General features: G+C 49.5%; 12 protein-coding genes and 1 tRNA gene. 4 read left to right on the plus strand and 9 right to left on the minus strand.

Features of this window, described 5'->3' with window-relative positions; genetic code table 11:
* Nucleotides 1-23 precede the first annotated feature (23 nt).
* On the minus strand, nt 24-809 hold the full coding sequence (gene murI, locus DW949_RS06440; protein WP_118022422.1) for a glutamate racemase: 786 nt from the start codon (nt 807-809) through the stop codon (nt 24-26).
* A 225-nt stretch (nt 810-1034) separates the two neighbouring features.
* Between murI and DW949_RS06445 the strand changes: the two genes are divergently transcribed.
* Nucleotides 1035-1457: a GNAT family N-acetyltransferase gene (locus tag DW949_RS06445; protein WP_118022423.1), complete on the plus strand. Its 423-nt coding sequence runs from the start codon at nt 1035-1037 to the stop codon at nt 1455-1457.
* A 76-nt stretch (nt 1458-1533) separates the two neighbouring features.
* Here DW949_RS06445 and DW949_RS06450 read toward each other — a convergent pair whose 3' ends face one another.
* The 3 genes from DW949_RS06450 to DW949_RS06460 all read right to left on the minus strand — a co-directional run bounded on the left by DW949_RS06450 (nt 1534) and on the right by DW949_RS06460 (nt 3571).
* Nucleotides 1534-2457, minus strand: coding sequence for a transketolase family protein (locus DW949_RS06450; protein WP_118022424.1), 924 nt, complete (start codon nt 2455-2457; stop codon nt 1534-1536).
* Nucleotides 2457-3275, minus strand: a complete 819-nt coding sequence (locus DW949_RS06455; protein WP_118022425.1) for a transketolase — start codon at nt 3273-3275, stop codon at nt 2457-2459. Before DW949_RS06455 ends, DW949_RS06450 begins: the two co-directional genes overlap by 1 nt.
* Before the next feature lie 220 nt (nt 3276-3495).
* Nucleotides 3496-3571, minus strand: a tRNA-Thr gene (locus tag DW949_RS06460).
* A 224-nt stretch (nt 3572-3795) separates the two neighbouring features.
* Between DW949_RS06460 and DW949_RS06465 the strand changes: the two genes are divergently transcribed.
* Entirely contained in the window at nt 3796-3981 is a 186-nt protein-coding gene (locus tag DW949_RS06465) for a ferredoxin (protein WP_118022426.1), read from the plus strand.
* A 178-nt stretch (nt 3982-4159) separates the two neighbouring features.
* Here the strand turns inward: DW949_RS06465 and DW949_RS06470 are convergent, their stop codons facing one another.
* From DW949_RS06470 to DW949_RS06485, 4 genes are all read right to left on the minus strand, one after another.
* Nucleotides 4160-5671, minus strand: coding sequence for an NAD(P)/FAD-dependent oxidoreductase (locus DW949_RS06470; RefSeq protein ID WP_118022427.1), 1512 nt, complete (start codon nt 5669-5671; stop codon nt 4160-4162).
* 92 nt (nt 5672-5763) lie between these two features.
* Nucleotides 5764-7068 carry a hypothetical protein gene (locus DW949_RS06475; RefSeq protein ID WP_118022428.1) on the minus strand — a complete coding sequence of 435 codons (1305 nt, stop codon included), beginning with the start codon at nt 7066-7068 and terminating at the stop codon, nt 5764-5766.
* Between the two features lie 136 nt (nt 7069-7204).
* Nucleotides 7205-7870, minus strand: a complete 666-nt coding sequence (locus DW949_RS06480; protein ID WP_118022429.1) for an HD domain-containing protein — start codon at nt 7868-7870, stop codon at nt 7205-7207.
* A 49-nt stretch (nt 7871-7919) separates the two neighbouring features.
* Complete coding sequence (locus DW949_RS06485) at nt 7920-9287, minus strand: PhoH family protein (protein WP_118022430.1); 1368 nt, start codon at nt 9285-9287, stop codon at nt 7920-7922.
* Between the two features lie 269 nt (nt 9288-9556).
* On the opposite strand from DW949_RS06485, the gene DW949_RS06490 reads away from it, so the two are divergent.
* Entirely contained in the window at nt 9557-10171 is a 615-nt protein-coding gene (locus DW949_RS06490; RefSeq protein ID WP_118022431.1) for a LysE/ArgO family amino acid transporter, read from the plus strand.
* A 124-nt stretch (nt 10172-10295) separates the two neighbouring features.
* On the opposite strand, the gene DW949_RS06495 is transcribed toward DW949_RS06490, so the two are convergent.
* Nucleotides 10296-11600 (minus strand): hypothetical protein, encoded by a 1305-nt coding sequence (locus DW949_RS06495; RefSeq protein ID WP_118022432.1) that lies wholly within the window; start codon nt 11598-11600, stop codon nt 10296-10298.
* A 416-nt stretch (nt 11601-12016) separates the two neighbouring features.
* Between DW949_RS06495 and DW949_RS06500 the strand changes: the two genes are divergently transcribed.
* Nucleotides 12017-13144, plus strand: a complete 1128-nt coding sequence (locus tag DW949_RS06500; protein WP_118022433.1) for a hypothetical protein — start codon at nt 12017-12019, stop codon at nt 13142-13144.
* The last annotated feature ends 29 nt before the right edge of the window (nt 13145-13173 follow it).

The raw sequence follows: 13173 nt of genomic DNA on the forward strand, positions 1-13173 counted from the left end.
GGGACCTGCCATATTGCAAAATATCAGATGATAGTGTAGACCCGTTCCAGCTGGTCCAGATAGGCGTCAATGCGCTGCAATTCATGAGGCTCTGTGACGGCCTTTCCCGAATAATAATATTCGACGGTCTGAGGCAGGTATTCCAGCCCTTTGCGGTAATCGAGCTGGCGGATGAGTTCGCGGATCGTCCCTTCATTGCCATCGACAAAGCGGACGTGGTCTGGCAGGATGCGGCGCAGCGTTTCTTTAAAATAATTGAAATGGGTGCAGCCCAGGACGAGATTGGCATACTTGCTGAAATCATACGGGGCGAACTGACGACGGATATATTCTTCGACAGCCGGCGAAGAAAAATCCATGTGCTCTGCGAATTCTACGAGATCCGGCATGGCCAGAAGGTCTACCAGACTTTCTGTATCGTATTTTTCGATGAGCTCTTTGATTTTATGTCCCCGTACGGTAATCGGCGTGGCAATGACCAGGACGCGGTTGCGCTGTGTATCCATATCGAGCGCTTTCTTGGCAGCCGGTTCCATCCCGATAATGGGGATTTTATACTGGTGGCGCAGTTCCCGCACGGCCACGCTGGTAGCGGTATTGCAGGCGACGACGATGGCCTTGACATCTTTGGTCATGAGAAAGGAAAAGGCATCGCTGACGTACTGGAATACCTGTTCTGTCGTCTTTGTCCCATAAGGTACATTGTCTTCATCGGCGAAAAAGATGAATTGTTCATGAGGGAGTACTTTCATGGCATGATGGAGGACGCTGAGCCCGCCTATGCCGGAATCGAAAAATGCAATTTTCATATAAAAGACCTCGGATTTCCTGGAAATTATACTATATCAGCGTATATATTATAGCACGGCGCGGGACGGGGAGAAATAATTTTACTTGCAAATTTCGTATATCTTAGTCTTTATTCTCATAGGTAAATGCTGGCAGGGAAAGGATTTTTCCTGATATAATGGAAACAGGAAGGCCGTATAGATAAATGGCAGTTCAAACACATTTGGAAAAAGAGAGGTACTACCATGTTTAGAAAAGGTACGATTCACGACCTTCAGGGCGTTTATGAGCTCATTTGCCAGCTCGTCCGGCGGGAACTGGACAGAGACATGTTTGCCCGGGTTTATGCAGAACAGATGGAAAATGATGATTACTACTGCCTCGTTGCTGAAAACGATGGAAAGCTATATGCCGTATTGAATTTGCGGTTTGACAGACAATTGCATCACTGCGGAAACTGTGCGGAAATCGTGGAATTTTTTGTCAGTGAAGCCGCGCGCAGCCAGGGAACCGGAGCTCAGATGGTGCGCCTGGCCGAAGAAGAAGCAGTAAAACGGCAGTGCGTCCTCATAGAAGTGACCAGCAATAAGGCCCGTGTCCATGCCCACCGCTTTTATATGCGGGAAGGGATGGAGCAGACCCACGCGAAATTTGTCCGGGAATTTTAAATACGAAAAAAGCAGCAGATATGGGAAGAAGATTCCCGTACCTGCTGTTTTTTTGTGTGTATAGAAGCTAAGACGTTTATGCCAGTATCCTCCGGGCGGCAGCGGCGATATCCTCTGCGGTGAGACCGTATTTTTTCAGAAGGTCTTCGGAGGAGCCCGATTCACCGAATGTGTCCTGTACGCCGATGAATTCCTGACGGACCGGATAGCGTCGCACGAGCGTTTCGGCTACGGCAGAACCGAGGCCGCCGAGAACGGTACCTTCTTCTGCCGTGACGATGTGTCCGGTTTTGCGGGCCGCATATTCGATGAGATCGGCATCGATGGGCTTGATGGTCGGCATATTGATGACCATGGCTTCCAGCCCGTCCTGACGCAGCTGATCTGCAGCGGAGAGGGCAGCTGCTGTCATGCGCCCTGTCCCTATGAGGGCTACGTCGATGCCGTCGCGGAGAATCTGCCCTTTTCCCCATTGGAAGGTGCTTCCGGCTGGATGGATATCGGGAACGGCATCTTTGCCCAGGCGGATATATACCGGGCCTTTATGGGCGACGGCGGCCTTGACGGCTTCTTCCGTTTCCCAGGCGTCCGATGGGACGATGACCGAAAGATTGGGCAGGCTGCGCATGAGCGCAATGTCTTCGATGGCCTGATGGGTTGCGCCGTCACTGCCAATGGTCAGGCCACCGTGGCTGACGATGATCTTTACGTTGAGATTGGGCAGACAAATCGAGTTGCGGGTGATTTCCAGTCCCCGTTCCGTGAACAGCGCGTATGAGCCGGCCAGTGGAATCTTTCCGACGGCAGCCAGACCGGCGGCGGTACCCATCAGGTCCTGTTCGGAAATACCGACATTGAAGAATCGTTCCGGTGCTTTATTTTTGAATTTTTCTGCCCGTGTCGAAGAGGCGATATCGGCATCGACGACGACGACATCGGGATTTTTATAGATTTCCGTTTCCAGGACATGACCGTAAGCGTCCCGTGTAGACATAGTCATTATGATTCACCTTCCAATTCTTCCAGCGCCTTTTTCGTTTCGGCGGCATCGAGTGTTTTATTATGCCAGGCGGCTTTGTTTTCCATGAAATCGACGCCTTTGCCCTTGATGGTTTCGGCGATGATGACCGTCGGCATGCCTTTCGTTTCCCCGGCTTCCTTCAGAGCTGCCCGGATTTCATCAAAATCATGGCCGTTGATGGTGATGGTATGCCAATGGAAATCGCGGAATTTATCGGCAATGGGCATGATATTCATGACCTCTTCCGACGCGCCGCTGAGCTGTAATTTATTATGGTCGATGATGAGCGTCAGGTTATCCAGCTTGAAATGGGCGCTGGTCATAGCCGCTTCCCAGATGATGCCTTCTTCGATTTCCCCATCGCCGCAGATGACGTAGGTGCGCCAGCCGGCATGATCGAGACGGGCTCCCAGTGCCATGCCGTTGCCGGCAGACAGGCCCTGTCCCAGCGACCCCGTGGACATATCGATACCCGGCGTGCGGTTCATATCGGGTACGCCCTGAAGCATGGCGCCGCATTTCCTGAGATTCCACAATTCCTCTTCTGGAAAGAAACCATGCATCATAAGCGTCGCATAGAGAGCTGGTGCGGCATGGCCTTTGGAGAGAATGAGCCGGTCGCGGCCGGGCCAGTGAGGTTCCTGGGGCCGGACATGCATGAATTCCCCGTATAAAACCTGCAGGATTTCCACAATGGAAAGAGAACCACCGGGATGGCCGGCACCGGCAGCAGCCAGCATCTTGACGACATATTCACGCACAGCCGTAGAGCGCCGTGCGAGTTCTTCATTTGTCATAAAATCATCTCCAGTCAACAATAGTATCACCTATATGTACAGCATAGTACTTTTTGCCATAGGCGTAAAGGGTGGAAGACGGATGAGGGTGAAATTGTGTATGTAAAACTGCCGTCATTGAAGAAATACGGAATGAAATATCGCTATTATATCGGTCGAGACAATCGGAAGGAGCATGATATAAAAAAAGGCTTCCGATTTCTCGGAAGCCTTTTTTTATTGGAGCCACTTATCGGATTCGAACCAACGACCCTCTCATTACGAATGAGATGCTCTACCAGCTGAGCTAAAGTGGCACATGACTGTACCTGAACGGTACTTTACTAGTATATCCATTTCGTGACGTTTTGTCAAGGGGTAAAAAATTGAAAAAAATCGATGTATTTGCATTTTTGTTATATTTACAACGTACAATCAACGCGGCGCAGGGTATACTATACGTGTAAAGAGGAAACGGTGATGAACCGGAATACGACAAGTCCTCTACATGATATATGTATCGCGAAAGGAGCGATGACTTATGAAATTCAAAGTAAATGATTCCTGTATCTCTTGTGGTATGTGCGCCGGTTCCTGCCCGGAAGTATTCCATATGGCTGATTCCGGTATGGCTGAAGCGATTCCCGATGATGTAGCTCCGGAACTCGAAGAATCTGCCAAAGACGCAATGAACAACTGTCCGGCAGGCGCTATCGAAGAAGCCTGAGAACGAACGATGCAGGATGTGCGGTATCAGCAGGAGCGCTGATACCGTGCCAATATAAAGTGAGACTCCGGTAATATACAACAGAGGCTGTAACAAATGGGTTTTGGGACCTGTTTTGTTGCAGCCTCTGTTTCATTTTTGGTGAATCATGATGAATCCTGGCCGGTAAGACCGGGTATTATTTTTTTTCGTAATAGTACCGTGTCCACATGGTAACTTCGGAAAGGGACGGATGGGGCGTCATGGTCTCACTCAGGGTATAGACGCTGCGCGGATCCAGCGTGCGTGTAAGAGGGAGGCTGCGCAGGTACTGTGCGTCTGCGGAGGCAATATCCCGGTGGAGAGGCTGTACCGTGTGGGTACCACACATAAGAAGGTTGACAAAGGGCTGGATGAGGATGGACGCTTCATGGCCCACGATGTGGGCGCCGAGAATCTGTTTACTCGTTTTGTCGATGATGAGCTTGATGAAGCCATCATCAGAGGCGCCCGGTTCGTATCCCAGTGCATATCCTTTGGCCGCGGCGGAGTAGTGGTTGACGGCCGTTTCTACGTCATGGCCCTGTTTCTGTGCCCCTTCTTCAGTAAGCCCCACATGGGCCGTTTCCGGATAGGTATAGGTGACGGCCGGTACGGCGTCGTACTGGGCCCAGCGCCAGTTTTCACGGGGCATATGGGAAAAGAGGTTATGGGCAATGATTTCGGCTTCGTAATTGGCTTTGTGGCGGAAGGGCGCCCTGCCATTGACATCGCCCAGGGCCCAGATGCCCTCTGCGCTGGTTTCGAGAAATTCATTGGTCAGGATATAACCGCGGCTGTCGAGACGGACATCGGTATGTTCCAGATGCAGCAGCTCTGTCATAGGGCGGATGCCGGGGGCCACGAGGATTTCTTCTGCCCGTACTTCTGCCGTCGTACCGTCTGTACGGTTGCGGATGGTCAGGACCTTTTCATCGCCTTCGCTCCGTACAGATAGGGTATCCTGATTCAGACGGACATCGATGTGGCGGTTCTGGAACTGGCGCAGCATGAACGCTGAGATTTCTGGTTCTTCTTTCGGCAGGAGGCGGACGTTGTGCTGGACGATGGTGACCTGGGTACCGGCCGCTTCAAAGACATGGGAAAATTCGCAGCCGATGGGTCCGCCGCCGATGACGATCAGGCTCTTATAGGGTTTATCCGGGAATTTGGGGCCAAAGAATGTTTCCGACGTAATATAACCGCATTCTTCAAGGCCGGGGAGTGCGGGAATGTTCGTCCGTCCGCCAGTCCCGATAAAAATCTGCCGGCCTTCCAGTTCTTCTGAAGAGCCGTCTGTTTTTGTCACGGCAATCGTTTTTTTGCCGGTAAACGAGGCCGTGCCGTTATACGTATCGACGTCAGGGAACTGGTCATAATAAGTCTGAATAGCCGGGCTTTCGTCTATTTTCTGCCACAACCTGCGGGCCATTGTATCCCAGTCCAGCGTGGCGTTTTCTGCTGTGACCCCGATACGGGCGCCTTCCCGTATTTCGCAGAGCAGATTGGCTGCCGTCACCATGACCTTCGTCGGGATGCATCCCCGGTTCAGGCAGGTGCCGCCGAACCGGCCCCGTTCGATGATGGCAATATGTTTATGCTGACCGATTGCGGCATCGGCAATGATGTTGGCTGCTCCGGTGCCGATGATAATGACATCGTATTGTTTCATGAAAACCCTCCTTGTATATGGAACTTTGTATATAGTAAGTGTACGTAAAAAAACGCCTTCCTGTCAATGAGGCAGGAAGAGGTTTTTGATAATTAGTGTGTTTCCGGCAGGCTCTGGGAAAATATCCATTCCAGTGCCGGCTTCATCGTGTACGCATACAGCCATGTGTACCGGTGGCTGCCGCCTTTGTAAATCGTAAGATAGTGATTGCAGTCTGGTTCAATCAGGGAAGCGGCTCCGGCCTGCAGCTGTGCGGCTGGTACATCGGCATCCAGTGTCTGGCGATCGACTTTGGTACCGGTTTTTTCCAGATTCCCCAGTATTTCCGTCATGCTCGGGTAGGCACCGGCATCGCCTTCACAGATGACCGTCCAGAGCGGCTGGCTGGCAAGAGGAGCCGTAACGGCGGCATTCCATTTGCAGGCGATGAGATACGATGCGGCAAAGAAGTGAGGATATTTGACATCCATGGCAATCGATGTCATGCCGCCCATGGACTGGCCTGTGTTGTATATGCGCCGTGTATCAATGGAATAAGTCTGGCAGAGAGACTGGATGAGGTGGATCGTACGATCCAGTTCCGGTCCGTAGTCGTAATTGTCATCGACGATGACCGTGTCGTACTGGGGTGCCAGGACGAAGCAGGGATGACTGGACTGCCATTCGGGCGATGCGAAGGTGACGGCTCCCAGTCCCTGGACGAGCGTGGCTTTGACGTCCGGTGAGACGACGCCGGCATCATGCATGAAAAGGACGAGGGGATATTTCTTTTGTGGATCGTAGTTTTCCGGAACATAGAGATTATATTTTAATACAGCATTCTGCTGCTGGCTGTCCGTAAAGGTCCCCTGGATAAAATCTTCGACGATCAGATCCCTGGATTTAGAAGTTTCTATCCTTTCCTCCGGCCCATAGAGAGCGCCCGATGCCGTTTTTACAAATCCCGTCTGGCTGACGGTTGCCTTCATGACGGGAAGTGGGCTGGGATTACCGTGGCTTCCCAGCTGGGGGCCGCCGCCGTGGCCTTTTTTCTGACGGTCTTTGACGGGGCCGTCTTCCGGATGAGGATCGACAGAGGAATCGACGAGAGGCAGGGACTGGAGCTGGAGTACGACATAGTTCCCTGATTCCGTGCTGGCAGTTGTTTTTTCTGCTGCCGTGTTTGTATAGACTTTTTCAATCGTCCGGCCATCGACGGTATAGTCGGAAGGGGAAAGGGAAGACGAAAGAACCGGCGCATCGTACTGGACGATGACATGAGAGACGTGTTCACCATCTCCTGTAACTTCCCCGATGGCTTCAGCACCGGTAATATGATTGGCAGCAAAAGACGTGCTGCCCAGTGAGAGACACAGCATGACAGCGGCGCCCAGCCGGCGCCAGGATTTCCATTTCATTTGCATAGGACCTTCTTTTCTGATGACAGGTAAAACTAATAACATATATCAATAGACCTTAGTATACACAGAAAAGATGGCGGTTTCGTCACAGTACAGACACAGTTCATTGCGGACTGTCTGACGAAACGGACTATCAGCTGATTTTGCTGCCGTTGGCTTTCATCTTGAAGCGCAGGCCCAGGACTTCGGCGGCCCGTTTGTACATGAGCAGGCGCTGGAGAAAAATTTCGAAATAATCCATAAGGAAACATATGCCTTCATCGAGTTCGACTTCCAGCGTAATAATCCGCTTCTGTACGTCTACGTGCAGTGTCGAGGACAGGGCGGCATAATTGACCCGGTCATGCTTATCAAACGTTTCCGGGACGGTATTGCGCACCCGGCTGCGGCGCACGTCGCTTTTATCAGCCAGGATGAGGGCTGCCGAGACGGGATCGACGGCCGTGCCGTTCGATTCATCGTGCTGGCCGATGGCAGAGATGATAATGGCGATATCTTCCAGAGGGGCTCCCCAGCTGCGCAGGAACTGGAATGCCATGAGCGCTCCTGTCTGGGCATGGCTGGCGCGGTTGATGCTGTTGCCCAGATCGTGCATGTACCCGGCGATACGGGCCAGTTCTACCGTATGGTCGTCGTATCCGAGCTTTTTCAATAGTTTGCCTGCTGTCATAGCGACTTTGGCTGTATGCTTGCCGGAATGATCGGTATAACCCAGGGCTCCCAGTACACGGTTTCCCTGTTCCAGATATATGTTCAATTCTTTCGCGTGAGTAATATTTTCATAGGTAAATTTCTTCATGTATCATTTATTGACAGAACTGATCCGTCCAGTCCTTCTCCTTTTCGTATTAGGAAAGCCGTAATATGGCATCGAGGGCCAGTTCCGACCGTTCACATTCTCCCGGAAGCATGGTGACCTGCCAGCAAAGGGGGCTTTCCTTCATTTTTTCTGCCGCATACATGAGGCCGTTGGTCCGTTCATCCAGGAATGGCCGGTCAATCTGGTTGGGATCGCCGAGAAGAATGATTTTGGTGCCTTTCCCGACGCGGGTAATGATGCCTTTGACCTGGTTGGGGGTCATGTTCTGGGCTTCGTCGATAATAAGGTAGGTTTTTTCAAGAGAACGGCCGCGGATAAAATTGAGAGCTTCTGCCTGAATGATCTGCCGGTCAAAGATTTCGTCGATCCGCTCGGCCAGCTCCTGTTCGTTTTCATAGCGCAGGTCTTCGTTGCCATCGACGAGCTGTTCCAGATTGTCGCGGATAGGGCGCAACAGGGGCGCTATTTTTTCCTGTTCATCGCCAGGCAGGAATCCGATATCCGTATCAAACTGGGCATTGGGACGGCAGATGAGGATGCGGCGGTATTCCCGGGTAGGGTGATTGACGATTTTTTCCAGGCCTACGGCAAGGGAATAAAATGTTTTGGCAGTACCAGCCTGGCCTTTGATGATGACCAGAGGCGCTTCATCGGCGGGGCGCATGAGTGCTTCCTGCAGGAAATACTGACCGGCGTTGCGCGGGCGGACACCGTAGGGCGCTGCATCAGCATATAAAAGTGGTACAGCCCGGCCGTGACGGATACATCCCAGGTGGGTCTTATTCCGTGAGGCATCGGCCCGGAGGAGAAGAAATTCGTTTTCGTACAGGGGTGGATGCAGAGTCTGGCCATCGGGGCCGAGCTGGTAGAGTGCGGCCGGATCGATGCCATCGGCGCGGAACGAGGCGAATGCATCTTCTGCCACGTACCAGTCGATGCGGCCCAGATAGGGCTGCTGGTGGACGTTGATCTGTTCCGTGCTGAAATCCTGGGCTTCGATACCGAGAACCTGTGCTTTCAGACGAAGCAGCAGGTCTTTGGTTACCAGTATAGGTTCCAGGCTGCGCAGATGGCAGCATACTTTCAGGATGCGGTTGTCTGAACGGTCGTCGGGAAGCGAGTCGGGCAGTTCTTCATGGATACAGTTGGTTTCGACGCGGAGCGTACCGCCGTTGGAAAGAGGTACTCCAGTGAGCAGATTGCCTGCAAGCCGCAGCCGTTCCAGAATGCGGATTGCCTGCCGGGCGTTGTAACCCCGTTCTCCCTCTGCTTTTTTCAGTCCGTCCAGTTCTTCCAGGACGACTAAGGGCAGTACGAGATGATTTTCTTCAAAACATTGCAATGCATACGGTGCCTGGATCAGGACATTCGTGTCCAGTACATACGTTTTTGCCATGAAAATCCCCACCTTTGCCTGTGATTTGTTTACTTTTTCATCATAGGTGGTAAACATACAGGGACGATAAAGGTTGTGTAAAGAATCGGTAAGGCCCTGTAAGACATGACACGTTAATTACTATATGTGTGACTAATATGCAGTTTACAGAAACGTTGTAAAGGCTCAATCCACGTTGACAGCCAGAGAGCGTATCAGGTAAACTAAATAAAGTTGTGTATTATAGTGACGCAGAAATAGAGAAGTTCTGCTGACAGAGGAGGCGTATTATGACTTTTTTCCTTCAGGGACTGACACTGGGGCTGGCATATGTGGCTCCCATTGGCATGCAGAACCTGTTTGTGATTAATGCAGCCTTGAACAGTACGCGCCGCCGGGCCTTGCTGACGGCTTGTATTGTCATTTTTTTTGACATTTCTTTGTCACTGGCCTGCTTTTTTGGCGTAGGCAGGCTGTTACAATTATTTCCGGCATTACAACTGGTCATTCTGGGAATCGGCAGCCTGATCGTTCTTTACATCGGTCTGTGCCTCATCCGCTCCAGACAGGAAACGGCGGCCGAATTAAAACCACTTTCCGTACGCAAAACGATTTCCGAAGCCTGTATCGTGACCTGGTTCAATCCCCAGGCTATTTTAGATGGCACCATGCTTCTCGGAGCCTTTCAGGTTACTCTTTCCTGGGCTGAATTCTCGCCTTTTATCAGTGGGGTCATGCTGGCTTCTTTCCTCTGGTTTACCGGACTGACACTTGTCATTTCCTGTTTCCGCAGTCGGTTCAGCGCCCGGATCCTCCGTGGAATCAACATCGTCTGTGGCACAGTTATTATTGGATATGGCATCCAATTGCTACTGCATTTTGGGCAAATGATAGGACTTGTCTGATTGGCAAGGCTTTTTTGTAAGTACAATGCAATGAACAAATGAAAAAGGACTGTTCTATCACATGAAACATGACTTATGTGGCAGAACAGTCCTTTTTGTATGCCTTAGATAAATAAACTGTGTATTATAACTTAAATTGCAAAATACGGCTGGGGCGTCCTGTTTTGCGTTGATATTTTTTGCCTACTTCAAAGCAGTATCCTTTTTCCAATAGCTTATTAATCATGCGGGCTGCTGACCGGGGCGTGATTTTCAGGAAATCTGCAATTTCTGCTGTTGTGAATTCATTTTTCCCGGCCTGAAGGATGAACGAATGGAGATGACTGATTGTCAGTGCGCCAATGCCGGTCCGTTGGCTGATTTCCAGAAATTCATTGGAAATATTAGGGTGCGGTTCCGGCTGCCGATCAATAGGGGTGTATATGTGATGCAGGTCATAGACGAGATAAATACGGTTACCGCCACCGTGACGTGCCCGGTTCAATCCGATACGGGCATGATATTGTGCTTCTATGGCCGTTTTGCCGAACCCGATACTGACACTGATAGTGCTGGCTGTATTTTCCCGGATAGTTTCAAACATGGAGAAATCTTCTAGTCCCCTTGTCCGTCGTTCAATGATATCCCGGGAGGTGAAAAACATAAATAATTGTTCCGTAACGTGAAAGACAGGAGATTCAATTTCTACAGATAAATCATAGATGTGTTTGATGACGTTGACATTTTCCAGCATGCCCTGATATTCATTGCGTTCTGTATAAGGCAGTCTGTCGTTTTTGAAATCATCAATGCCGACGTAAATAATGACAAACTGGCTGTCCCGGCTGACCGTAAACAAATAGGTCGTATATACTTTCTGCAGGCTGTTGTAAATATCCAGTAAAGTGGGGACGACACAGGCTACGGGATAGCCCAGTTTTTTTAACGGTTCATATACTTTGGCATATTTTGTCAGACAGGCAATATCCTTATTAAAACGACATTGGGCTTTGAAAAATTGGAGTGTCTCTTCAATATAGGCTTCATTAAAATCATACACAGGAGCAAAGACAATGTGGGTCTGATCGAGGGGAATGCCCAGTTCTTCATAAATATCGAAGACGAGCTGGTGATCCTGTATATCGGTTACCAGATGATAGATATTATGCCCCTGCAAGGTAAGCTGAAACAAATAATTCAGACAGCCTGCGTGGGAATGTTCGACAAATTCCCAGGGAATGCTGGGAGTTATCTTGGTTTGGGTATAGAGCTTTGCTGTTTCTCCCAAAAACAAAAGCTGGTCGAATTCCTGCTGCCGCCCTTCGATGCAGAACGGAATATCAAAAATGGCATCGTAAATAATCGGTGTAATTTCTATCTGGGAAAATTGTCCGACAAGTTTGGTTAAAAGATGAGTATGGGTCTTGGGTACAATAAAAGCAAGTTTCAATGCGATTCCTCCTTATAAACAAAGAAAAAATATGGAAGATACAAAGAAATTTAAGTTTTAGTCATAATAATAGCCTATTAAAGACACTTGAAATGAATTATTCTATGAACATAGAAATGGAAATAATATAAAGAATAGAAACAAAGGGACAATAAAATATAAAACAACTTTGCTGGTATACGAAATTGTCCTTATATATGTATTGTAAATCAAGCTTCGGGGAGCGTAAATACCGAACAGGTAATTTGATAAAAAGATAGCTATGCCGTATATTCCGGAGTATGGCTTTTCATTATTTCACATGATATATATCATAATGATTTAGGGCGGAGCGATAATTGTACACGATAGCGCTGTCAGCAGGATATCTTTTGCACTTTTCATGACAAAATGTATTAGAGAAAGGACGTGACGATATGGAAAAGGCGAAGACGAGTTGGACGAAATATGTTATTCCCGGTTTTGTTTTTCAACAAGTAGTCATTGGCGGCGGTTATGGTACAGGTGCTGAGATTGCGCAATTTTTTGGGACGCAGGGACTATTGGGTGGTTTTTTGGCACAGATGATTACGATGGTTGTCTGGACACTGATGTGTGTGATTACCTTTGAATTCGTCCGTATTTTTAAGACCTATGATTATGGATCTCTCATGAAACAGCTTCTCGGACGGGGTGCTATCCTGTATGAAGTATGTTACTGGGCCATGATGGTCATCATTATGGGCGTCGTCTGTGCCAGTGCTGGCAGTATGCTCAACAGTCTTACCGGGCTTTCAAAATGGTTTGGTATTGGAATCCTTTCGGCTGGTATGGTGATTTTGATCTTGAAAGGAACGGCAACGATTGAAAAGGCACTTACCTTGTGGGGATATGTTCTGTATGCCGTATACATCCTTTTCATGGCTGTCGTTTTCTACAAATTCGGCGGAGCCATTGCCAATGAATTCGCCAGGGCGGAAATTGGAGGCGACTGGTGGTTCAATGGCCTGCGGTATTCCTTCTATAATCTTGTCGTTGTCGCCGTGGTATTATACACGGTACGGGATTTAAAAACCCGCAAAGAAGCTGTCGTGTGTGGAATTATTTCCGGAATCTTTGGCATTATTCCGACCGTATTGCTCCTACTGGTGATGGGCTGCAATTTTACGGCAGCTATCCAGGCAGAAATACCTGTTGCAGTCGTTTTCGAAGAATTGAATATGCTGTGGCTTTATATTCTCTTCGAAAGCGTACTCCTGGGTACGCTCATCGCGACTGGCACCGGCTTTATCAAAGCCGTGGATGACCGTGTGGAAATTGCATATAAACGGGCGAAAGGCTATGTACCACGCTGGGTACGTCCGACCATTGCGGTGGGTCTTACCGCTCTGGGGGTCGTTGTGTCTACCTTTGGGCTGATTCCGCTTATTGCTCAGGGCTATGGCATTATATGCTGGGGGTTCTTCCTCTTCTTTGCACTGCCTATGCTCACGATTGGCTTATATAAAATTAACAGTCATGATCCAGATGCTGAAATTGAAGCGGAAATGTATAACGAGAATTAACGTACCGGATTTTGGAGGAGAAGGAGCTG

This window comes from Megasphaera sp. AM44-1BH (assembly GCF_003467125.1).
Classification (GTDB): Bacteria; Bacillota; Negativicutes; order Veillonellales; family Megasphaeraceae; genus Megasphaera.